This is a genomic window from Microbacterium martis (assembly GCF_047246685.1).
In the GTDB taxonomy this organism is placed as follows: domain Bacteria; phylum Actinomycetota; class Actinomycetes; order Actinomycetales; family Microbacteriaceae; genus Microbacterium.
In genome coordinates this window covers 1-20,368 of sequence record NZ_JBFOKT010000001.1, presented here as the reverse complement: position 1 = coordinate 20,368, position 20,368 = coordinate 1, and the positions used below count along the sequence as shown (strand labels likewise).

Annotated in this window: 21 protein-coding genes and 1 pseudogene; 12 read left to right on the top strand and 10 right to left on the bottom strand. The window is 69.8% G+C overall.

Annotated elements, in window-relative coordinates:
* Positions 1–5: 5 nt before the first annotated feature.
* Positions 6–1,187 carry a Wzz/FepE/Etk N-terminal domain-containing protein gene (locus tag AB3M90_RS00110; protein WP_412949195.1) on the bottom strand — a complete coding sequence of 394 codons (1,182 nt, stop codon included), beginning with the start codon at positions 1,185–1,187 and terminating at the stop codon, positions 6–8.
* A 457-nt stretch (positions 1,188–1,644) separates the two neighbouring features.
* On the opposite strand from AB3M90_RS00110, the gene AB3M90_RS00105 reads away from it, so the two are divergent.
* Entirely contained in the window at positions 1,645–3,183 is a 1,539-nt protein-coding gene (locus AB3M90_RS00105) for a glycoside hydrolase family 26 protein (RefSeq protein WP_412949194.1), read from the top strand.
* Positions 3,184–3,246: 63 nt separating this feature from the next.
* On the opposite strand, the gene AB3M90_RS00100 is transcribed toward AB3M90_RS00105, so the two are convergent.
* Positions 3,247–4,182 carry a glycosyltransferase family 2 protein gene (locus tag AB3M90_RS00100; protein WP_412949192.1) on the bottom strand — a complete coding sequence of 312 codons (936 nt, stop codon included), beginning with the start codon at positions 4,180–4,182 and terminating at the stop codon, positions 3,247–3,249.
* 156 nt (positions 4,183–4,338) lie between these two features.
* On the opposite strand from AB3M90_RS00100, the gene pssD reads away from it, so the two are divergent.
* The 3 genes from pssD to AB3M90_RS00085 are packed head-to-tail and all read left to right on the top strand — an operon-like array spanning position 4,339 to position 6,283.
* Positions 4,339–4,818 carry a PssD/Cps14F family polysaccharide biosynthesis glycosyltransferase gene (pssD, locus tag AB3M90_RS00095; RefSeq protein ID WP_412949190.1) on the top strand — a complete coding sequence of 160 codons (480 nt, stop codon included), beginning with the start codon at positions 4,339–4,341 and terminating at the stop codon, positions 4,816–4,818.
* Positions 4,815–5,411: a glycosyltransferase gene (locus AB3M90_RS00090; RefSeq protein WP_412949189.1), complete on the top strand. Its 597-nt coding sequence runs from the start codon at positions 4,815–4,817 to the stop codon at positions 5,409–5,411. The genes pssD and AB3M90_RS00090 overlap by 4 nt, the downstream gene beginning before the upstream one ends.
* The gene (locus AB3M90_RS00085; protein WP_412949188.1) at positions 5,408–6,283 is read left to right on the top strand and encodes an alpha-1,2-fucosyltransferase; all 876 of its coding nucleotides are present in this window, start codon (positions 5,408–5,410) and stop codon (positions 6,281–6,283) included. Before AB3M90_RS00090 ends, AB3M90_RS00085 begins: the two co-directional genes overlap by 4 nt.
* 45 nt (positions 6,284–6,328) lie before the next feature.
* On the opposite strand, the gene AB3M90_RS00080 is transcribed toward AB3M90_RS00085, so the two are convergent.
* From AB3M90_RS00080 to AB3M90_RS00070, 3 genes are all read right to left on the bottom strand, one after another.
* The gene (locus tag AB3M90_RS00080) at positions 6,329–7,309 is read right to left on the bottom strand and encodes a GDP-L-fucose synthase family protein (RefSeq protein WP_412949186.1); all 981 of its coding nucleotides are present in this window, start codon (positions 7,307–7,309) and stop codon (positions 6,329–6,331) included.
* Positions 7,310–7,313: 4 nt separating this feature from the next.
* A complete protein-coding gene (gene gmd / locus AB3M90_RS00075; protein ID WP_412949185.1) occupies positions 7,314–8,342 on the bottom strand; it encodes a GDP-mannose 4,6-dehydratase in 1,029 nt (342 codons plus the stop codon).
* A 116-nt stretch (positions 8,343–8,458) separates the two neighbouring features.
* Positions 8,459–9,673, bottom strand: coding sequence for a glycosyltransferase (locus AB3M90_RS00070; RefSeq protein WP_412949184.1), 1,215 nt, complete (start codon positions 9,671–9,673; stop codon positions 8,459–8,461).
* A 117-nt stretch (positions 9,674–9,790) separates the two neighbouring features.
* Between AB3M90_RS00070 and AB3M90_RS00065 the strand changes: the two genes are divergently transcribed.
* From AB3M90_RS00065 to AB3M90_RS00040, 6 genes are all read left to right on the top strand, one after another.
* The gene (locus tag AB3M90_RS00065; RefSeq protein ID WP_412949182.1) at positions 9,791–10,261 is read left to right on the top strand and encodes an FAD synthase family protein; all 471 of its coding nucleotides are present in this window, start codon (positions 9,791–9,793) and stop codon (positions 10,259–10,261) included.
* Positions 10,262–10,319: 58 nt separating this feature from the next.
* The gene (locus tag AB3M90_RS00060) at positions 10,320–10,817 is read left to right on the top strand and encodes a transporter substrate-binding domain-containing protein (protein WP_412949181.1); all 498 of its coding nucleotides are present in this window, start codon (positions 10,320–10,322) and stop codon (positions 10,815–10,817) included.
* Positions 10,814–11,797, top strand: a complete 984-nt coding sequence (locus AB3M90_RS00055) for a cation efflux transmembrane domain-containing protein (RefSeq protein ID WP_412949179.1) — start codon at positions 10,814–10,816, stop codon at positions 11,795–11,797. The genes AB3M90_RS00060 and AB3M90_RS00055 overlap by 4 nt, the downstream gene beginning before the upstream one ends.
* Before the next feature lie 79 nt (positions 11,798–11,876).
* Positions 11,877–12,140: a glutaredoxin family protein gene (locus tag AB3M90_RS00050; RefSeq protein WP_412949177.1), complete on the top strand. Its 264-nt coding sequence runs from the start codon at positions 11,877–11,879 to the stop codon at positions 12,138–12,140.
* 29 nt (positions 12,141–12,169) lie between these two features.
* Positions 12,170–13,669: an MFS transporter gene (locus tag AB3M90_RS00045; protein ID WP_412949175.1), complete on the top strand. Its 1,500-nt coding sequence runs from the start codon at positions 12,170–12,172 to the stop codon at positions 13,667–13,669.
* Between the two features lie 28 nt (positions 13,670–13,697).
* The gene (locus AB3M90_RS00040; RefSeq protein ID WP_412949173.1) at positions 13,698–15,515 is read left to right on the top strand and encodes an aldehyde dehydrogenase family protein; all 1,818 of its coding nucleotides are present in this window, start codon (positions 13,698–13,700) and stop codon (positions 15,513–15,515) included.
* 12 nt (positions 15,516–15,527) lie between these two features.
* Here the strand turns inward: AB3M90_RS00040 and ypfJ are convergent, their stop codons facing one another.
* Complete coding sequence (ypfJ, locus tag AB3M90_RS00035) at positions 15,528–16,412, bottom strand: KPN_02809 family neutral zinc metallopeptidase (protein WP_412949171.1); 885 nt, start codon at positions 16,410–16,412, stop codon at positions 15,528–15,530.
* A 52-nt stretch (positions 16,413–16,464) separates the two neighbouring features.
* On the opposite strand from ypfJ, the gene AB3M90_RS00030 reads away from it, so the two are divergent.
* Positions 16,465–17,454, top strand: a complete 990-nt coding sequence (locus AB3M90_RS00030; RefSeq protein WP_412949169.1) for a malate dehydrogenase — start codon at positions 16,465–16,467, stop codon at positions 17,452–17,454.
* A gap of 53 nt (positions 17,455–17,507) precedes the next feature.
* On the top strand, positions 17,508–17,978 hold the full coding sequence (locus tag AB3M90_RS00025; RefSeq protein WP_412949168.1) for a recombinase family protein: 471 nt from the start codon (positions 17,508–17,510) through the stop codon (positions 17,976–17,978).
* A 35-nt stretch (positions 17,979–18,013) separates the two neighbouring features.
* On the opposite strand, the gene AB3M90_RS00020 is transcribed toward AB3M90_RS00025, so the two are convergent.
* The 4 genes and pseudogenes from AB3M90_RS00020 to AB3M90_RS00005 form a co-directional block, all read right to left on the bottom strand.
* On the bottom strand, positions 18,014–18,787 hold the full coding sequence (locus tag AB3M90_RS00020; RefSeq protein ID WP_412949167.1) for an FHA domain-containing protein: 774 nt from the start codon (positions 18,785–18,787) through the stop codon (positions 18,014–18,016).
* Between the two features lie 61 nt (positions 18,788–18,848).
* Positions 18,849–19,409 (bottom strand): GAD-like domain-containing protein, encoded by a 561-nt coding sequence (locus AB3M90_RS00015; RefSeq protein WP_412949166.1) that lies wholly within the window; start codon positions 19,407–19,409, stop codon positions 18,849–18,851.
* A 10-nt stretch (positions 19,410–19,419) separates the two neighbouring features.
* Positions 19,420–20,061, bottom strand: a complete 642-nt coding sequence (locus tag AB3M90_RS00010; protein ID WP_412949165.1) for a polymorphic toxin type 15 domain-containing protein — start codon at positions 20,059–20,061, stop codon at positions 19,420–19,422.
* Positions 20,061–20,368 (bottom strand): annotated as a pseudogene (locus tag AB3M90_RS00005) (hypothetical protein); the annotation flags it as partial. The pseudogene AB3M90_RS00005 and the gene AB3M90_RS00010, both read right to left, overlap by 1 nt.

Genomic DNA, 20,368 nt, shown 5'->3' with positions numbered 1-20,368 from the left:
CTGCGTCAGGTGACCGCGCCGCCCTTGACGGGAGCGCGCTCGCCCTCCCACGCTGCGTCGTCCCCGTCGTCGTCCTCGTCGGGATCCGACTCGTCGGGATCGGACGAACCGGGATCGGACGAATCGGGCACACGCTCGGGCTCGTCGTCGATCGGTCCCGCCGTCACATCGTCGAGCGCGGGCTCGTCGTCGTGCGGCTCGTCGTCACCGAGAGCCTCGTCGACGGGCTCGTCGGCGTGCGGCTCGTCGGCGTCGAGAGCCTCGTCGACGGGCTCGTCGTCGTGCGGCTCCTGCTCGGGAAGTGCCGCCGCGCGGGGCTCCTCGTCAGAGGGCGCGTCCGCGTGCGGCCCCTCCTCGACGGGTGCCGCCGCGAGCGGCTTCTCACCGGCAGGCTCGTCGTGATCCGGCTCGCCGCCCGAGCTCGCCGCGTCCTCCGCAGCCCGATCCTCGGCGCGGTGAGTGCGGAATCGCGATGTCAGAAGGGCGGCGATGCCTCCGAGGAGCATGCCGAGGAACAGACCGGCCGCGATGAAGACCACGATCGACGGCCGGTTCGAGCTGCCGGGGATGTCGGCCGGCGTCACGAGGATGCCGGAGAACAGCGGCGTCGAGGTCAGGCGCGCCTGCTGGTCGAGGAGCGCCTGGAGCTGCAGCTGCGTCGCCGCGCGCGTGTTGCTGCCCTCCTGCTGGGTGATGAGCAGGTCCTGAAGCTTCTGGATGGCGTCGTCGAGCTCGGCGCTGGTCTGCTCGAGGACCGTCCGAGCGTTGGCCGTGCGCTGCTCGCCGTACGCCTCGGCGAGCGCGTTGGCCCACGCGGCCGCCTTGGTGCCGCTGCTCGCCGTGACCTGGAACATGAGCACCTGCGAGTTGCGCGGAACCTCGATGACGGTCGCGTCGCGCAGCGTCGACACCGACACGTCGCCCAGGGTGTCGGACGCGCGCTGCAGGACGGCGGTCGACGTCGCCACGACCCGCTCGGTCTCCATGTTGACCGTGTTGAAGCTCGAGCCCGACGAGAGCACGCTGATCGGTTCGACCGTGTGCTGGGCCTGCGCCGTGTACGTCTGAGGGAAGACCGCGAAGATGGCAGCACCGGCGAGCATGAAGGCGAGGATCGTGCCGACCAGCACGAACCACGACTGCATGACCCGTCGGTACAGGTCGTCGAGTGTCCACTGCGCAGCCATTTATCCCCCACCAGAATCGTGTGATGCCGCTCCCCATGCACACGGCCCTCACATCCTACAAGCCCTTCCCGGACACCTCCTGGAAACCGCCGTTCACGCGGAATTTATCGCATCGTTATGAGACAGAGGCCGTGTCCGGGTGTTTGCAATACGCATCAGAGTATGATTTGCTCCCTTTTGATCGTCTGCAGCCCAGGCGATCGACTGCGCTCTGGAGGGGGCGCCGGCATGGCGGGCGCGACAACCGTATGCCCCAAATCAAGGAGTAATCCTCTTGGCTGTCCACGCAAGTGAACACAAGTCCCGAATCCGACCCCTCCGCCTACTGACCATCATCACCACCGCCGCTGCGCTCGTCGTCGCGGTCATCGCGGGTTCGAGCCCCGCGGTCGCAGCGCCATCCGGCTCCGCTCCCACCGCGTCGGTCCCCGCCGCCGCACCCGCTCAGTCCACGTCCGTGACTCTCGTTCCCCTGAAGAGCCAGTGGAAGTGGCAGTACACCGGAACCTGGCCGTCCGGCTGGAACACCGCCGCGTTCGCCGACTCCGGCTGGCGGAGCGGCACGGCCCCCCTCGGCCGTGGCGCCAATGCCACGACGAAGCTCACGTACTCGGGCTCCCTGGCCCGCGATCCGCTGAGCATCCAGTTCCGCAAGGCGTTCACCGTGAAGGACCCGTCCACGCTCACGAACGCGAAGATCTCCGTGATGGCCGACGACGGTGTCGTCGTCTTCGTCAACGGGGTCGAGGTCGGACGCACGAACCTGCCCGCGGGCAAGATCTCCGCGACCACCTATGCGAACAAGGCGCCCAACGCCACGATCGCGAAGAAGCTGGTGCAGTTCACGATCCCCGCCGGCGTGCTCAAGGCCGGCTCCAACGTCGTGAGCGCATCGACGCATCTCAACTGGCGGGCGACTCCGAGCATCGGATTCGACGCCGGCATCGTCGCGACTCAGAAGTCGGCCCCCGCACCCGCACCGGCCCCCGCACCCGCTCCGGCACCGGCACCCGCTCCGGCACCGGCACCCGCTCCGGCACCGGCACCCGCTCCGGCACCGGTACCGGCACCGAACCCCGCCGCCTGCGGCGCGCAGGGTGAGCTCGCTCCGGCATGCGGTGCCCTCTGGGGCATCTACACCACGCAGGGCGCCAACCTCACCTCTGCCGTGACGGATCTCGAGGCCAAGCTCGGGCGTCCGTTCGACATCTCCCTGCGCTACCACGACTTCTCGACGCACCAGCATCAGGGACTCTTCCCCGACTCCCACGAGCAGGCCCTGGGCCGCGACCGCACTCTGCTGTTCGCCTGGCAGGCGCGTGTCGCGACGACCGGTCAGGACATTCCGTGGGCGCAGATCGCGAACGGCTCGAAGGACTCGTTCATCGACTCGGCCGCCGACCGGGTGAAGGCCTACGGCGAGAACGTGATGATCGCGTTCGACCCCGAGTTCGACAACCAGAAGAAGAAGGGCCCCATCGCCGACTACGTGAAGGCGTACCAGCGCATCCACGACCGTTTCGCCGCCAAGGGCGTCACGAACGTGACCTGGCTGTGGGTGTCGACCGGCTACCTCGGTGCCGGCAACGACAAGCACATCATGGCCGGGTACCCGGGCGACAAGTACGTCGACTGGGTGGGATACGACCCGTACAACTTCTACACGTGCAACGGCAGCGGATGGAGCACCTTCGAGCAGGAGGTCTCGTCGCCGTACAACTTCTTCGTCAGCCAGGGCCTCGGCAACAAGCCGCAGATCCTGTCGGAGTACGGCACGTCGTTCGACTCGGCGAACCCCGCACGGTCGACGAAGTGGTACGCCGACATCCCGGCGACGCTGAAAAAGTACCCCAACATCAAGGCTCTCGTCCGATTCAACTCGGGCGGAACCTTGAGCACGGGCCAGCAGTGTCAGCTGCAGCTCGACAACGGACCGGGCATGCTCTCGGCCTTCGCGAAGATCGGTCTCGACCCCTACGTGAACACCCGGAAGTGATGCGCGCTCCGCGCGCCTGATCCCGCGAAGGGCTCTGCTCCCCACGAGCGGAGCCCTTCGTCGTCAGATGCCCTTGCCGCGCTTGTTGAGGATGGCGATGATCGTCTTCGGCGTGAGCAGACCCGTCAGGACGATCCAGGTCAGCAGCGCACGAGGCTCGGTCAGACGGTGCCCGCGGGCACGGCGCGCCCACGTGCGCGCCTGCGCCTTGTCACCTCCGGCCGCATAGGCGAAGGCCACCTGGCCGCACATGCGCGCGGCGTTCCCGTCGTGCAGGAGCAGGTCGCTGTGCTTGCCGAGGAGGAATCCGAGGCCCTCGGCCATCGGGATCCAGCGCCCCGCGAAGTAGGAGTCCCGATCCCAGTGGACGATGACGAGGGGTTCGGGAACACTCACGATCGGACCCCGCTCGGTCATCCGCAGCAGAACGTCGTAATCCTCGGCGTACGACGAGGGGATCTCCTCGTCGACACCGCCGGGCAGGTCCTGCAGATCCGACCGACGGAAGAGGAAGGACGAGGGATGGATGTCGCTGACCCTCGAGGCGAGGAAGTCGTCGCGGGTGGTCACCGTGGGCGGGATGCGGGTGACGCTGCCCGACAGCGTCACGATCTCGACGCCCGACGACATTCCGACGGCATCCGGATGCTGCGCCCACGCTTCCGCCTGGGCACGCAGCTTTCCGACGGTCCACTCGTCGTCGTCGTCGCAGAAGGCGATCCACTCGCCCTGCGCCGCCGCGATGCCCGTGTTGCGGCCGCCCGCGAGCCCGGGGGTGCGGGTGTTGGCGATCGTGGTGAGCCGCACCGCACCGATGCCCTCCGAGCGCAGATCGTCGAGCTCGTCGATCTCGGTCTGGTCGTACACGACCACGATCTCGAGAGCGCCGCCGTACTGCTGCGCGACGATCGATCGCACAGCGCGACGGAGCAGCTCACCCCGACCTCGGGTGGCGATGACGACGGACACCGATGGTTCAGCCCAAGACGGCTCGCCCATGACGAATTCCCCGATTCCCCAGAAAGCGCGGCGTCGAACGACCCCGCGATGTGTGACGCCTCCCCAGGCGACACCGCCACATCGTAGCATGCAGCCGGATCCGGTCGCAGGGCGCGTTGCGAGCAGGAGGCCGCCACCGGGCATACTGGGGTGATCATGCTCCCGAACGCGCGCGCTCACCGCCGGCTGAAGATCCTCTTCGTCGTCTCCACCGGCGGTCACCTGACGCAACTCCTCGCGCTGCGGCCGTGGTGGCAGGAGCACGACCGGCAGTGGGTCACGTTCGATCACCCGCACGCCCACGCCTCGCTCGAGGGCGAGGATGTGACGTTCGCCTACTCGCCCACGACGCGGAACATCCCCAACGCCGTCCGCAACCTCTTCCTCGCCCGGAAGGTCCTGGCCCGCTCGGCGCCCGACCTCGTCGTCTCCACCGGCGCCGGCGTGGCCGTCCCGTTCTTCTGGCTCGCGCGGGCGAAAGGCATCCGGAGTCTCTACATCGAGGTGATCGACCGCATCGACACCCGCACGATGACCGGCAGGATGGTGTACCCCACCGTCGACGCCTTCGCCGTGCAGTGGCCCGAGCAGCAGCGCCTGTACCCCGGTTCGGTCGTGGTCGGGGCGACGCTGTGAGCGTGCGGCTCTTCGTCTCGGTCGGCACCGACCATCATCCGTTCGGGCGGCTGATCGGCTGGGTCGACCGCTGGGCGCAGGAGCACCCCGACGTCGATCTCGTCGTCCAGCACGGCTCGTCCCCCGCCTCGACGGTGGGGGTCAACCATCACATGATGACGGGCGATGAGCTCACGGCTCACTACGGCGCGGCGGACATCGTCGTCTCGCAGGTGGGGCCGGGAACCATCGCCGACGCGAACGCGGCCGGCGTCCGTCCGATCGTCGTTCCGCGCGATCCGGCGCTCGGAGAGGTCGTGGACGACCACCAGTCCGCCTTCGGCGACTTCATGGCCGCCCGTGAGCGCTGCATCGTCGTGCGCGACGAGAAGGATCTGCGCCGGACGCTCGATCGCACCCTCGCCGACCCCGGCTCGGTGCACTTCGATGCCGAGGCCGGAGCCGCGTCGGCCAGCACGGCCGTCGCGGAGCTCGCTCAGCGCATCGTCGCCGCACCGCGGCGCCGAGTGTCGCTGCGGGCGCTCCGGGCGATGGCGCGCCGCACTCCGGACGATGAAGGCGCTGCAGGGGCGAACGAGGGGACGACGACATGACATGGATTCCGCGCGGGAACGACATCGTGCTGACACTGCAGGGCGGTCTCGGCAACCAGCTCTTCGAGTGGGCGTTCGCGCACGCCCTCGCAGCTGAGGGCCGGACGGTGGTCTTCGACCGCGTGCGGCTGCGCGGCGAGCGCCCGTATGCGCTCGGCGGCCTGATCCGCCCGGACGAGTTCCTCGCGCGGCCGACCGGTCTGATCCTCGCGCTGGCCACGCGACGGAAGATGCTCACCGACACGTCGACCCTCCGGTTCGTCCCGCAGGTGCACTCGGGTTTCGACCGCACGGTGCGCGAACGACTGTCGGGCCGCTCGTACCTGCAGGGGTACTTCCAATCGCCGCGGTACTTCGATGCCGTGGCGGACGACGTGCGGGTGCGGGTCTCGGCCCACCTCGCCGGAATGCTCACTCCCTCCGGCGCCGACCTCGCCGAGGAGCTGAGGCGAGACCCGACCAGCGTCGCCGTCCACGTGCGCCGCGGCGACTACCTGACCAACCCGGATGCGACGGCGAAGCACGGAGTGCTCGACCAGAAGTACTACGACGAGGCTCTCGCCCTGACCGACGAGCTCGGCCACTCGCGACGCATCTGGTTCAGCGACGATCCCGAGTGGGTGGCGGCCCACCTCGCGCGTCCGGGCGACACCGTCTGCCCTCCGGAGGCGACGACCGACGACGGCGGCCAGATCGCGCTGATGAGCGCATGCGCCGCTCGCATCACGGCGAACAGCAGCTTCAGCTGGTGGGGAGGGTGGCTGGGCGAGCCGAGCACGCCGCAGCATCCGGTGATCGCACCGCGCTCGTGGTTCGCCGACCAGCACAGCGACGCGTCGGACCTCATCCCCGAGGGCTGGCTGCGACTGTGAGAGAAGGGGAGCCGCTCCTTGCCGGATCGGCTCCCCCGCTCGTCGTCAGGCGTTGCGCAGCTCGCCGACGTGGTCGCGGTACCACGCGAACGTCGAGGCCAGTCCCTCGCGGAGGCCGATGCTCGGCTCCCAGCCGAGTGCTCGGATCTTCGAGATGTCGAGCAGCTTCTGCGGAGTGCCGTCGGGCTTGCTCGTGTCCCAGCGGGTCTCGCCCTCGTATCCGGTGACCTCGGCCACGTGAGAGGCGATCTCGGCGATGGTCTCGTCGACCCCGGTCCCGACGTTCACCTGCTGCGGGCCGTCGTAGACGTCGAGCAGATGCAGGCTCGCCTCCGCCATGTCGTCGACGTGGAGGAACTCCCGTCGCGGCGTTCCCGTGCCCCAGTTCTCCACGAACGGCGAACCGTTGCGGCGAGCCTCGTCGTACCGGCGCAGCAGGGCCGGCAGCACGTGCGACCCCGTGGGCGAGAAGTTGTCGCCCGGACCGTAGAGGTTCGTCGGCATCGCCGAGATCCAGGGAAGACCGTATTGCCGCCGGACCGACTGAACCTGCAGGATGCCGGCGATCTTCGCGATCGCGTAGGCATCGTTGGTCGGCTCGAGGTGGCCGGTCAGCAGCGAGTCCTCCGGGATCGGCTGCGGGGCGAACTTCGGATAGATGCAGGACGACCCGAGGAAGAGCAGCTTCTCGACGCCCGCCTCGAGCGCCGCATCCATGACGTTGACCTGGATCTGCAGGTTCTCGCTCAGGAACTGCACCGGAGCCGTGCTGTTGGCGACGATGCCGCCCACCTTCGCCGCCGCGAGGACCACGTAGCGCGGTCGACTGCTGCGGAACCATTCGAAGGTGGCGTCGCGATCGCGCAGGTCGAGTTCCGACGAGGTCCGTCCGACGATGTCCTCGAACCCGTTCCGCTCGAGCGCCCGCCAGACGGCGCTTCCCACCATCCCGCGGTGGCCGGCCACATAGATCCGGCCCGACCGATCGATCGGAGCCGACGAGCGCTCGTTCATCTCGGCGCTCATCGCGTCACGCGGTCCAGGCGGGCGTGGCGACGGTGTCGATCCACGGCGTGCCGGCGTTCTCGAGCGCCTCGATGTCGGCGTCGACCATCAACCGGGCCAGGTCGTCGGGCATCACGGTCGCCGACCAGCCCAGCTTCTCGCGCGCCTTCGACGGGTCGCCGATGAGCGCGTCGACCTCGGTGGGGCGCAGGTAGCGCTCGTCGAACCGCACGTGCTCCTCCCAGTCGAGGCCGGCGTGCTCGAATGCGGTCTGCAGGAAGTCGCGGACCGTGCGGGCGACACCCGTGGCGAGCACGAAGTCGTCGGGCTCGTCGACCTGCAGCATCCGCCACATGCCTTCGACGTAGTCGGGGGCGTAGCCCCAGTCGCGGACGGCGTCGAGGTTCCCCATGTAGAGGTGGTCCTGGCGACCGGCTTTGATCGCCGCGACGGCGCGGGTGATCTTACGGGTCACGAACGTCTCGCCGCGTCGCGGCGACTCGTGGTTGAAGAGGATGCCGTTCACCGCGAAGAGGCCGTAGGCCTCGCGGTAGTTCTTCGTGATCCAGTAGCTGTAGAGCTTCGCGGCGGCATACGGCGACCGCGGGTAGAAGGGCGACTCCTCGTTCTGCGGCGGCGGCGTCGCACCGTACAGCTCCGAGGACGACGCCTGGTAGAACCGGGTCTGGATGCCCGACTGGCGCACGGCCTCCAGAAGTCGGATCGAGCCGGTGCCTGTGGTGTCGGCGGTGTGCTCGGGCTCGTCGAACGACACCCGCACGTGCGACTGCGCGGCGAGGTTGTAGACCTCGTCGGGCTGGATGCTCGACAGGAGCGTCACGAGACGCGCGCCGTCGCTGAGATCGCCGTAGTGGAGGAACAGGCGCGCGTCCGGGTCGTGCGGGTCCTGATACAGATGATCGATCCGGACGGTGTTGAAGGTCGAAGCCCGGCGGATGACGCCGTGCACCTCGTACCCCTTGCTCAGCAGCAGCTCCGCGAGATACGAGCCGTCCTGGCCCGTGATCCCCGTCACCAAGGCGCGTTTTGCCACAGTACTCCCCTTATGTGTTTCAAGACGGCAGTGCCGTCCCGGTCTCCCCAATGGACCGGGCCAGTGTAGCGCCTTTCCCGCGCCGGCCAGCGGACGGCGGTCGAGCCGCCCGCTCCCTACAGCTCCCCCGGCTTCATCACCTCGACGTCGATCGCGCGGATCACGCGCTGGGCCGCGGTGTCGACGGGGGGTTCGCCGCCGGCATCCGTCTTCCGCCGTCGCCGCGGCGCGTACACGACGAGCGAGTGGAACAGGAACCGGGCGAAGAAGGCGACGATGAGCGAGAGGGCGGTGGCGAGCACGCTCGAGATGTGCCACGTCTCGACCATGAGCGCCATGACGGGGATGCGCAGCGCCGCCTCGACGTTGTTGAACGCGAACGAGGTGGCGAAGCGGACGCCGAGTGCGCGGGCGTCGGTCCGCATGTCGGCGAACACGAACCGCTCCTGCAGCAGGAAGTTGCCGACGATGGTGACCTCGGCTCCGATGATCGCCGCCCACACGTAGGGGACTCCCGCCGTGGTGAGCGCCCACATGATGCCGAGGTTCGCGGCGGCGCCGATGATGCCGATCAGGGCGAATAGCGACATCTTGCCGAAGCGCAGTCGCGCGAGGTGGGCGAGGAAGGTCGCGCCCTGTCGCAGGCTCGCCTTGGAGCTGCCGTGCCGGCGCTCGGCGAACTCCATCGGCACCTCGGCGATGCGCACGTCGTTGCGCGCGAGGATCTCGAGCAGGATCTTGAAGCCCTGCGGTCTGAGCGCGGCGAGGTCGAGGCGGCTGCGGTCGACGAGGAAGAATCCGGTCATCGGATCGGTGCTGCGCGCGAGGCGGATCGGGAACATCGCCCGGGTGAGCCAGGTCGCCGAGCGCGATACGCCGAACCGCACCGCGGTGCCGAGGCCGCTCGTGTCGCCGCCGCCGATGTAACGTGAGGCGGCCACCACGTCGGCGTCTCCCGCCGCGTGGCGGTCGAGGAGGGCGGGGAGCAGCTCGGGGGGATGCTGCAGGTCGCCGTCCATGACGATGCAGACGTCGGATGCCGCGGCGCCCAGCCCGACCACGACGGCTCCGCCGAGTCCTCCGCCGTTCTCGGTGCGGTGGATGACCCGCACCGGGATCGGCGCGTCGGCCGCGACCCGCTCGACCTCGGCCGCGGTGCCGTCATCGCTGTCGTCGACGAACAGGATCTCGGCTTCGCGGCCGGCGAGCGCGGCGGCGGTGCGGGCGACGAGCTCCGACACGTTGTCGCGCTCGTTGAAGGTGGGCACGATCACCGTGACAGCTGCCGCCACGTGCTCCCCCTCCGCCTGCCCGTCGTCTGCGCAGTACATCGTCGCACGGGTTCCTATGGGCGGGGAAACCGATTCTGCTAGACTCGGCATTCGCGGCTGTGGGAGTCGCGCGGCGGATGGGGATCCGCTTCTGGGGACTACTGATCTGGGGAGATCATGGCGACGCGTATCGGCTACGCCGTTGGTGCATACGACCTGTTCCACGTCGGACATCTGAACCTTCTTCGTCACGCCAAGCAGCAGTGCGACATCCTGATCGCCGGCGTGGTCAGCGACGAGATGCTGCGCCAGGTGAAGGGCATCGAGCCCGTCATCCCGACCGCGGAGCGCGCCGAGATCGTGAAGCACATCTCGTTCGTCGACGACGTCTACGTCGAGACGACGCCGTCGAAGATGGACTCGTGGCGCGACGTGGGCTTCACCCACTTCTTCAAGGGCGACGACTGGCGCGGCACCGAGAAGGGGCTGCGGCTGGAGCGCGAGTTCGCCGAGGTCGGCGTCGAGGTCGTCTACTTCCCCTACACCGCGCACACCTCCAGCTCGTCGCTGCGTCGAGCACTCGACGCCATCACCGCCGGCGCCGGGGCTCCGGCCGCGGTGCCGCCGCTGAGCCTGTCCAACGGCTGATCCCGTCGCCTCGCGGAGCGCGCTTGCGTCCGATCTGCGAAGACGAGACGCTGGGGCGGTGCACCTTTCCGCTCGCCGCTTCCGCCCCCTCGTCCGGCAGGCAGGCCTCGCCGTCGGCGTCGTCGCCGTCATCGCCCTGACCGGATGCGGGGTCACCGTCCCGGCCGATCCGGACGGAACGCTGCAGAGCGTCACGGGCGGTGAGCTGCGGGTCGGGACGTCTGCCGATGCGGGACTCGTCGAGGTGGTCGACGGCGAGCCGCGGGGCAGCATCGTCGACCTCGTCGACGACTTCGCCGACAGCATCGATGCGCAGCCGACCTGGACCGTGGCATCCGAGGAGACCCTCGTGACCCGGCTCGAAGCCGGCGACCTCGACCTCATCGCCGGCGGCATCACCGCCGACACCCCGTGGCTCGACCGCGCCGGCGTCAGCCGGGGATACACCGGGATCGACGGTGCAGACGGCCGGGAGATCGTGATGCTCGTGCCTCTGGGCGAGAACGCGTTCCTCTCGGCGCTCGAGTCCTTCCTCGACCGGGAGGTGGCCCGATGAAGGCCCCGAACCAGTTCGGACGCACGACGCTTCCGCCCGAACAGGCGCGCGCCATCCGGCGGGCGGTGCGGTGGGAGGTCTTCACGATCGTCTACACCTCGGTCACGATCGCCGTGATCGCCCTGGTGGTGGGCAACTCGCAGGCGATGCGCACCGCGTGGATCGAGGACATGCTGTCGCTCATCCCGCAGTTCGCCTTCCTCGTCGCCCTCCTCTTCGTGCGGCGGCGCCCGACCGTCACCCACCCCTACGGCCTGCACCGGGCGATGGGGGTCGGCCACCTCGTGGCGGGTGTCGCCCTCCTCGCCGTGGGACTCAACCTCGCCGTCGAGGCGGTGACCGGGCTCATCGCCGGCGAGCATCCGACGATCGGCACCGTCGTGCTGTTCGGGCAGACCATCTGGCTGGGCTGGCTGATGGTGGCCGTGATGGCCGTCGTCATCGTGGGGCCGGTGTTCTTCTACGGCCCGGCGAAGGCGAAGCTCGCGCCCGTGCTGCACAACAAGCTCCTCTCGGCCGACGCCGACATGGCGAAGGCCGACTGGCAGACCACGGTCGCATCGATCGTCGGCGTGCTGGGTGTCGGCGTCGGACTATGGTGGCTCGACGGGGCGGCAGCGCTGTTCATCTCCCTCGGCATCATCTGGGACGGCTTCCGCAACACCCGGGCGGCCATCGTCGACCTGATGGATCAGCGGGCGCGCACGTACGACAACAAGAAGCCCCACGCCCTCGCCGCCGAGATCGTCGCCTACCTGCGCGAACGGCCGTGGATCTCGGATGCCGCGGTGCGCATGCGCGACCAGGGGCAGGTCTTCCACATCGAGGCGTTCGTGGTGCCGCGCACGCGCAAGGTGAAGGTGCACGATCTGACCACGACGGCGGAGGGAGTGGCCGCGCTCGACTGGAAGGTGCAGGACGTCGTCATCGTGCCCTCGGAAGAGCTCCCGGCCGAGGCCGATGACGGTCGCGGGTCGTGACGTCCCGGCGCGAGGAGGCGGCCCGCTCGGGAGGATGCGCTCCCGCGTCCGCTGTTCCGAGCGGACGTAGGCTGGATGCATGACCACTCCTGCCTCTGACACGATCACGATGTTCGGCGCCGAATGGTGCAGCGACTGCCGCCGCACCAAGAAGCAGCTCGACGAGCTGGGCGTCGCCTACACCTACGTCGACCTGGAGGCCGACCCCGCCGCGGCCGACGTCGCCAAGGAGATCTCGGGCCGCATGAACATCCCCGTGGTGCTGTATCCCGATGCGTCGCACCACGTCGAGCCCTCGAACGCCGACGTCGAGGCGAAACTCCGTGAGCTCGCGCTGATCTGACCCCTCAGGCGCGCCGGTACACTGGCGCGATGAGCACCGAGGCTCGACCCGAACGGGCATCCGTCCGTCTGTCCCCGCGCACGATCGCGCTGTACGCCGTCGGCTCGGTGGGGACGGGCGGCTACGCCACCCTCCCCGGGCTGGTGCTGACGTACTTCCTGACCGATCATCTCGGGGTGGCCGCCCTGGCGGCGGGCCTCATCGTCACCGCCGCCAAGATCTGGGACGTCGTCGTCGATCCGCTGATCGGCGCCGCATCCGACCGGCAGCTGGCGCGCACCGGCTCACGGCGCGGCCTCATGGTCACCGGGGCTCTCACCCTTCCGGTGTGCTTCGCCCTCACCTTCGCGGTGCCCCCGTCGTGGGGCGTGATCGGCGGGGCTCTGTGCGTGCTGCTGGCCTTCCTCGCGACGGCCACCGCGTTCAGCCTCTTCCAGGTGCCCTACGTCGCCCTGCCGGCGGAGCTGACCGGCAGCTACGACGAACGGACCCGGCTGCTGGGCTGGCGGGTCGTCGTGCTCACCGCGGCGATCCTGCTCTTCGGAGCCGGCGGTCCCGCCCTCCGTCGTGCCGGAGCGGATCCGGCCACGGGCTACCTCGTGATGGGCGTCGTTGCGGGCGTCGTGATCGGCATCGGCATGCTCATCGCCGCGCGGACGGCCCCTTCGACAGGCTCAGGGGCCCAGGCGGGAGGGTCAGGGACCCAGGCGGGAGAGTCAGGGACCCAGGCGGGAGAGTCAGGCACCCAGGCGGGAGGGTCAGGGACCCAGGCGGGAGGCTCAGGGACCCAGGCGGGAGGGTCAGGGACCCAGGTCGATTCCGGATGGCGCCATCAATACCTGTCGGGGTTCCGCGCCCTGCGGCGCAGCCAGCCGTTCCGCGCCCTGCTGGGCACCTTCCTCCTGCAGGCTCTGGCGACCGGAACCATGCTCGCCGGCGCACAGTACGTCGCAACGTGGGTGCTGCGCTCCGAGGATGCCGTGACCCTGGTGTTCGTCGCCCTCGTCGGCCCCGCGCTGATCGCGACCCCCGTGTGGACGGCGATCGCACGCCGCACCGGCAAGGAGAGCGCCTTCCGCGTGGCGAGCGTGCTCTTCGCGGCCGCGGCGGCCACGATCACGATCGCGGTGTGGGCGCCCGGCGCGTGGATCTACGCGTCGGTCGCGGCGGCGGGCGTCGCTTATGCGGGCCTGCAGTCGCTGCCCATGGCGATGCTGCCCGATGTCATCTCCCATGATGAGCGCCACAGCGGCCGCGGCCAGGCGGGCACGTTCACCGGCATCTGGACCGCCGGAGAGACGGTCGGCTTCGCCCTGGGCGCCACGGCCGTGGCGACGACCCTCGCGGCGACCGGCTACATCTCGACCGTCTCCGGCACCACGGTCGCCCAGCCCGCGGCCGCCGTCACGGGCATCGTGCTGAGCTTCAGCATCCTGCCCGCCCTGCTGATGGCGGCCAGCCTGGCGACCCTCGGCCGCTATCGGCTGCGCCGCGCCGACATCGACGACCCCGCCCCGGCCGACGCCTAAGCTGAGATCCCGCCCGAAGGAGACGCCGATGACCTCTGCGACCACGCCCTCCGCCCCGCCGTCCGCTCCCGAGGAGCGTCGGTCGACACCCCCGGCCGCCGAACTCGGCGACGGCGAGCGGGAGCGGCTCGACCTCGCCGTCGACGCGCTGCAGGCGGGCACGCGGACGTGGTCGGCTCTCACGGTCGCCCAGCGGGTCACGCTGCTGCGCGCCGTGCGCACGAGCGTGGCCGCCGCGGCGGAGGACTGGGCCGTCACCGCCGCCGCCTCGAAGGGCCTCGACGGGCGGCATCCGCTGCGTGGTGAGGAGTGGCTGAGCGGACCGTACAGCGTGCTCGGCGCCCTCGACGCGTACATCGAGACGCTGTCGCGACTCGCTCGGGGCGCGAATCCGCTCGACGGCGTGCGGCTGAGCCGCGCACCGGGCGGTCGCACCCGCGTGCACGCGTTCCCGCTGACGGGCATCGACCGCTTCCTGCTGTCGGGCTTCACGGGCGAGGTGTGGCTCGAGCCCGGCGTCACGCCCAACGCCGCCCGCGCCGCCGCCGGCCTCGCGCAGCGCACGCCGCGGGAGTCCGGCGGAGTGGGACTGGTCCTGGGCGCCGGCAACGTCACGGCGATCCCCGTCCTCGATGTGCTGTACGAGCTCCTGGCCCACAATCGCACGGCACTGCTGAAGGTCAATCCCACGCAGGATGCGCTCGTCCCGGTGTTCAAGCGCGCTCTCGCGCCGCTCATCCAGCCCGGTCTCCTGCGCATCACGCGCGGCGGACCGGCCGTCGGCGCCTACCTGACCTCCCACCCGCGGATCGCGCACGTGCACATCACCGGCTCGGCGGCGACGTTCGACGCGATCGTGTGGGGGCCGTCGACCGGCCCCGGTGCCGCGGCGACCACCCGGCGGCGACGCGAAGGCCGACCGCGGCTGAAGAAGCCCATCACCGCCGAGCTGGGCGGGGTGTCGCCGATCATCGTCGTGCCCGGCCGGTGGAGCGACGCCGACCTCGCCTACCAGGCCGCGCACGTCGCGACGATGCGACTGCAGAACGCCGGCCACAACTGCATCGCCGGCCAGGTCGTCATCCTGTCGTCCGATTGGGAGCAGGCCGACGCCTTCCGCGCCGCTCTCCGCCGCGCCTACGCCCAGGCCCCCGAGCGTCCGATCTGGTATCCGGGCGCCTCCGCTCGCATGCATCGCGCGACCGACTCCTACCCCGACGCCCTGGTCCTGGGCGACCGGCTGCTCGTCGAGCTGGGTGCCGACGATGACGCCGCGGCGCTGCAGAGCACCGAGTACTTCTCCCCCGTGCTGGGCGTGGTCGCCCTGCCGGGGAACGGACAGGCGTTCCTCGACGCGGCCGTGGCGCACGCGAACGACACGCTCCAGGGCACCCTCGGCGCCAATGTGCTGATCGACCCCGAGACCGAGACGGCGCTGGGCGCCGGATTCGAGCGGGCGCTCACCGGTCTGCGCTACGGCTCGATCGCGGTCAACGCCTGGACCGCGTTCGGGTTCATCACCCCGACGCTCACCTGGGGCGCCTTCCCCGGCGGCACGCTCGGCGACGTCGGCAGCGGCATCGGCGTCGTGCACAACGCCCTGCTCCTCGACCGGGTCGAGCGGTCCGTGGTCCGCGGGCCCTTCCGTCCGTTCCCGCGGTGGATCGGCGGGTCGCTCCGGCATCCGCTCTCCCGGGGGTCGTCGCGGGGCACGATCCTGCCGACGCCGCCCTGGTTCGTGTCGTCGCGGACCGGCGCCGCCGTGAGCGAGGGTCTCACCCGGCACCGTGCCGACGGCGGCACGCTCGGTCTGATCGCGACCCTGCTGCGCGCGCTCCGCGCCTGAGTCCGGCCCGCGTCAGAGGTCGCCCTCGTCGAGCGTGAAGGTCTGCGCGCACACGTCGAGGCCGTTCTGGTAGCCCTCGGCGAACCAGCGCTGCCGCGATTCACTGGATCCGTGGGTCCAGCTCTCGGGATTCACCGACCCCGACGACTGCTCCTGGATGTGATCGTCGCCGACCGTCGATGCCGCGTTCAGCGCATCCCGGATCTCGGCTTCGGTGGGGGCGATCAGGTAGGGGTCGCCGTCGGCGTCCTCCTGCTCGGTCATCCGTCCGATCCAGGCGCCGGCATAGCAGTCGGCCTGCAGCTCCATGCGCACCCCGTTGCTGCCCGGCCCCGTCCCGTTGTTCGGATACCGCTCCATGTCGCCGACGATGTTCTGGATGTGGTGGCCCCACTCGTGGCCGACGATGTACAACTGGGCGAGGTTGCCGGCGGATGCTCCGAACTGCTGCTGCATGAGCTGGAAGAACGTCGGGTCGATGTAGACGCCCTGCTCGGGCGGGCAGTAGAACGGTCCGACGGCGTTGGATGCCGTGCCGCACTGGGTGTTCGTCGCGCCGTCGACGACGATGAGCTGCGGCGGCGCGTACCCCTGCACGTGCTCCTCCCAGAACGCGTCGAGAGCGACCTGGGCGCCGGCCATCCGGCAGTCGACGTCGGCATTGGCGTCCTGCCCCGTGTCGCAGTTCTCGATGATCGAGCCGCCCGCGGGCTCCGTCCCGCCGCCGGGCGCACCGCCTCCCCCCAGCAGTCCGGACAGGTCGATGCCGAGGAGCGGTCCGGCGATCAGCGCGATGATGCCGAGCACGCCCACGGCGCCGCCGCCGGCGATGGCGGCGTTGCGTCCGCGTCGACGGGTGCGATTGCCGGAGATGTCGGCGTCGGGATTGAACGTCATGGGTCGAGGGTACTCCGCGCCACGGGCCGCTCGGCCGACGTAGGCTCGGGTCATGACGACGACGATCACCATCACCGGCGCGGGCGGGCAGATCGGCTACGCGCTCCTGTTCCGCATCGCGGCCGGCGACCTCCTCGGACCGGAGGAGAAGGTGCGGCTTCGGCTGCTGGAGATCCCGCAGGGTCTCGCCGCGGCCGAGGGCGCGGCGCTCGAGCTGCAGGATGGGGCGTTCGGCCTTCTGCAGCACGTCGAGGTCACCGACGACCCCGCCGTGGGCTTCGACGGGTGCGATCTGGCCCTCCTCGTGGGCGCCCGACCGCGGGGTCCCGGCATGGAACGCGCCGATCTGCTGGCCGCCAACGCCGGCATCTTCGGCCCTCAGGGTGCGGCCATCGCGGCGAACGCGGCATCCGGCGTGCGGGTCACGGTCGTCGGGAACCCGGCGAACACGAACGCCCTGATCGCGGCGGCATCCGCCGACGGCGTCCCGGCCGAGCGGTTCACGGCGCTCACCCGTCTCGACGAGAACCGTGCGAGGGCCCAGCTCGCCCTGACGCTGGGCACGCCCGTCGACACGGTGCGGCGCGTGCCGATCTGGGGCAACCACTCCGCGACGCAGTTCCCCGACATCTCTCACGCCACCGTCGCCGGCCGACCGGTCGGCGAGGCGCTGGAGCAGATCGTGGGCGACGTGCCCTCGTGGCTCGACGAGACGTTCATCCCTCGCGTCGCCCAGCGCGGAGCCGAGATCATCCGGGTGCGCGGTTCATCGTCGGTGGCATCCGCCGCGAACGCGACGATCGATCATGTGCGCGACTGGGTGCGCGGCACCGACGACTGGACGTCGGCCGGCGTCGTCTCGCACGGCGAGTACGGCGTTCCGGAGGGACTCGTGTCGTCGTTCCCGGTCGAATCGATCGACGGCGAATGGCGGATCGTCGAGGGCCTCGAGCTCTCCGGATGGGCACGCGAACGGGTGGACGCGTCGGTGGCCGAGCTCCGGGAGGAGCGCGAGGCCGTGCGATCGCTCGGGGTGCTGTAGCGCGGTCACCGTTCGGGCGCGGATCAGGGCAGAATGGATGCCGGAGGTGCGCGATGAGCGAGACGATGGACCCGACGAGGGCGGCGCCGTCGGTCGATGAGGCCGTCACCAGTCCGCTGCACCTGCCGCACGCGGCGGCCGAATGCCCGAAGTGCTTCACCGAGCTGCAGCAGAACCGCGACTGGTGGCTCGCCCGCCCGGTGGGCTCACGGCTCGTCGGCCTGGTGGTCGCCCGGGAGGGGATGCCGTCGGTCGCAGAGCAGCGCGAGGACCTGACCCGTTTCGGCGTACCCATCGAGGGCTTCCGCCACCCGGCGCCCGACATCCTGGAGAGCTGGAGCGATCGCCTCGGTCGCCTCATCGCGACGCTCACCGTGGGCGACGTGCTGGTCGTGGCGAACATCAACGCGCTCGGCCGCGATGCCGAGGAGGGCGCTCGCACCGCCGCCGAGCTGCGCCGTCATGGCGTCATCGTGAAGGTCCTGAAGCACGACGCACGGCACTTGGCCGACGCGGCCCGCTGACCGCGCTGCGACCTGCTGCGGAACGGGAGGTGCGCTCAGTCGCCGTCGGGGTCGCTCTGATCCCGTAGTGCCTCGTCGTCGAGCAGCGGCAGATCGGCGCGGGTGACCACCTGCGACGTCACGGCGTATTCGACGAGTCGTGCACGACGGTTGGTCGCCAGGTTCCCGGCACCTCCGCGCAGACCCTGCACACCCATGCGATCGAGCTTGTCGCAGACGTTGTCGAGCTTGCGGTTGAACTTGCTCATCGTCCACCCGAGTCGCTTCGCCGCGGCGCTCGACGAGGGCAGCTCGTTCATGCTGACGCCCTCCCGGCGCAGCATCGGCTCGGCGAGCGCCACCATGAGCTGCTTCTGCAGCGGCGTGAAGCTGGCCGGCATGACCGTGGTCTCGCCGCTCATCGACATCTCCACCTGCCGCGACACCTCGTAGGGTGCCTGCTCGGTGTGCAGGCTGAGCTCGTAGGTGAACGGCCCGGCGGTGAACACGATCACGTTCCGCTCGAAGACCAGCGGCATGCGTGCGCCCGGCGAGAGCCACGACTGCACGGCGCCGCCGGCGCTCGACACGGTGGCGGCGAGGCGCACGCCGATGTTCGCGAGCCACCAGAGGCCGTCGCGGTACTGCAGCTCGAGGAAGTGCCGGTGCAGGTACGGGTTGTCGTCGATCTCGAGATCGCCTTCGCGCCCGATGATGAAGGGCCGGTCGGCGGGCAGATCGTGCCATTCGCCGGCGAACTCGACGCGGAGCGGCGCTGCGGGGCCCGCACGCCCGGAATCGACGCTCGCAGGCTCCGCCGCAGGATTCACCTCAGTCACCGTAAAGACCCCCTGGCAGACATCCTGCCATGGAGACGGGCCCGCGCGTGCGTCAGTGCCCGATGACGCCCTGCAGGTCGACGGCCACCTGGATCGACGCGATGGTCTCGCGCTTGTGCAGATTCTCCGCTTTCGCCTCGCCGCCGAGCGACAGGAGGGGCACGAAGATGAACGACTGGTCGTACGGCAGCTCGCCGTGCATCGCGACCGCCTCGGGGAAGAGGTCCCAGTGCAGCGTGCGCGACAGGTGCTTCGCTCCCCCCGCGCGCGTCAGCGTGAGGAACGACTTCAGGCTGCCGAGCCCGGTCGTGTCGCCGAGGCGGTACAGGATGCCGGTGACGCCCGGGCGACTCGGCTCCCAGGTGATCAGGTCGCCCAGACCGGTGACCATGATCGGGATCGCGATGCCGTCGCCCTGCGTCTTGCCGATGCAGTCACCCACTTCGGCCTCGTACAGCTTCGGGTCGATGATCCGCAGGAATCCCTGGGCGAACGTTCCGTATCCGTAGCGCTCCCACACCTCGATGAGCTCGTCGGGGACACGCCCTCGATACTCCTCGACGATCTCCGCGGGAACCGGCGCGTGCGGGACGAAGTCAGCGATCTCAACCATGTTCCACAACCTATCGGAGGATGACGTTGATGTTGACGTCGTGGAGGTTGACCCCGGGGTTGGCGTTGACGAAGGCGATCACGGCCGCATCGATGTCGCCCACGCGCGACCGCCACTGGGATCCCAGCGACGAGTTGACCCGCGCGTCTCCCACGCGGGAGATGTCGGTCACGTCGCCGCCCGCGATGCCGTCGAGCCGGTGCAGCGCGGCCTGCGACGACAACCACTGCTCGGCGACCTGCGTCGCCTCGTCGTAGTCCATGTCGTTCTCGACGAGTTCCGCGATCTTGTCCTGCAGCGCGTCGTCGCGAGCGTTCTGCTGCGCGCGCAGCGAGTCGCTCGTCCGACCGTTCTCGAGGTAGTCGATGCGGTTGCGCAGCCAGTCGGCCGCCGTCATCGACTGCAGCGTGTCCATCTGCTCGTCGTACTGCCGGTTGTACTCGGCGGAGTCGTGGTTCCGGTTGCGCCGGAAGCGCTTCAGGCTCACGTCGATCGTGTTGTCGAACCGGTCGGTGTCCCTGACCTGCCTCACCACGTTGTCGAGGTGACCGTTCATGTTGTCGGTCAGCTGGTGCAGTCGATCGCGGGCGTGGACACCGCCCTTGAGCGCGGCCTGCTTGAGCTCGCGGATGATCGGCTTGATGGCGCTCATCAGTCGTCCCCTCCGAAGTCGAGCGCCGAGAACTCGGCGAAGAACGTCGACGTGATCGTCTGGATGTCGGCGCCGTGCACCTTCATGTCGGACTGCGCCTGCTCGAGCGCTTCGAGGTCGGCGTAGAACTCGTCGGAATCGCCCGCCGCGGCCTCGACCATCGGTGCGTCGAGAATGGCGTCGATCACCGCGGGCAGCTGCTCGGCGAGCGGCTCGATCGCCATCGGCGCGAGCTGGTTGAGCAACTGCTCGACCGCGATGTCGACCGCGGCGTTGAGCAGCTTCTTCTTGATCAGCAGCATCGGAC

Excerpts from the sequence above, each read along its gene's own strand:
- AB3M90_RS00110 (WP_412949195.1), bottom strand. The coding sequence starts at position 1,187 with ATGGCTGCGCAGTGGACACTCGACGACCTGTACCGACGGGTCATGCAG.
- AB3M90_RS00100 (WP_412949192.1), bottom strand. The coding sequence starts at position 4,182 with ATGGGCGAGCCGTCTTGGGCTGAACCATCGGTGTCCGTCGTCATCGCC.
- pssD (WP_412949190.1), top strand. The coding sequence starts at position 4,339 with ATGCTCCCGAACGCGCGCGCTCACCGCCGGCTGAAGATCCTCTTCGTC.
- AB3M90_RS00085 (WP_412949188.1), top strand. The coding sequence starts at position 5,408 with ATGACATGGATTCCGCGCGGGAACGACATCGTGCTGACACTGCAGGGC.
- AB3M90_RS00080 (WP_412949186.1), bottom strand. The coding sequence starts at position 7,309 with ATGAGCGCCGAGATGAACGAGCGCTCGTCGGCTCCGATCGATCGGTCG.
- AB3M90_RS00070 (WP_412949184.1), bottom strand. The coding sequence starts at position 9,673 with ATGTACTGCGCAGACGACGGGCAGGCGGAGGGGGAGCACGTGGCGGCA.
- AB3M90_RS00065 (WP_412949182.1), top strand. The coding sequence starts at position 9,791 with ATGGCGACGCGTATCGGCTACGCCGTTGGTGCATACGACCTGTTCCAC.
- AB3M90_RS00055 (WP_412949179.1), top strand. The coding sequence starts at position 10,814 with ATGAAGGCCCCGAACCAGTTCGGACGCACGACGCTTCCGCCCGAACAG.
- AB3M90_RS00050 (WP_412949177.1), top strand. The coding sequence starts at position 11,877 with ATGACCACTCCTGCCTCTGACACGATCACGATGTTCGGCGCCGAATGG.
- AB3M90_RS00045 (WP_412949175.1), top strand. The coding sequence starts at position 12,170 with ATGAGCACCGAGGCTCGACCCGAACGGGCATCCGTCCGTCTGTCCCCG.
- AB3M90_RS00040 (WP_412949173.1), top strand. The coding sequence starts at position 13,698 with ATGACCTCTGCGACCACGCCCTCCGCCCCGCCGTCCGCTCCCGAGGAG.
- ypfJ (WP_412949171.1), bottom strand. The coding sequence starts at position 16,412 with ATGACGTTCAATCCCGACGCCGACATCTCCGGCAATCGCACCCGTCGA.
- AB3M90_RS00030 (WP_412949169.1), top strand. The coding sequence starts at position 16,465 with ATGACGACGACGATCACCATCACCGGCGCGGGCGGGCAGATCGGCTAC.
- AB3M90_RS00025 (WP_412949168.1), top strand. The coding sequence starts at position 17,508 with ATGAGCGAGACGATGGACCCGACGAGGGCGGCGCCGTCGGTCGATGAG.
- AB3M90_RS00015 (WP_412949166.1), bottom strand. The coding sequence starts at position 19,409 with ATGGTTGAGATCGCTGACTTCGTCCCGCACGCGCCGGTTCCCGCGGAG.
- AB3M90_RS00010 (WP_412949165.1), bottom strand. The coding sequence starts at position 20,061 with ATGAGCGCCATCAAGCCGATCATCCGCGAGCTCAAGCAGGCCGCGCTC.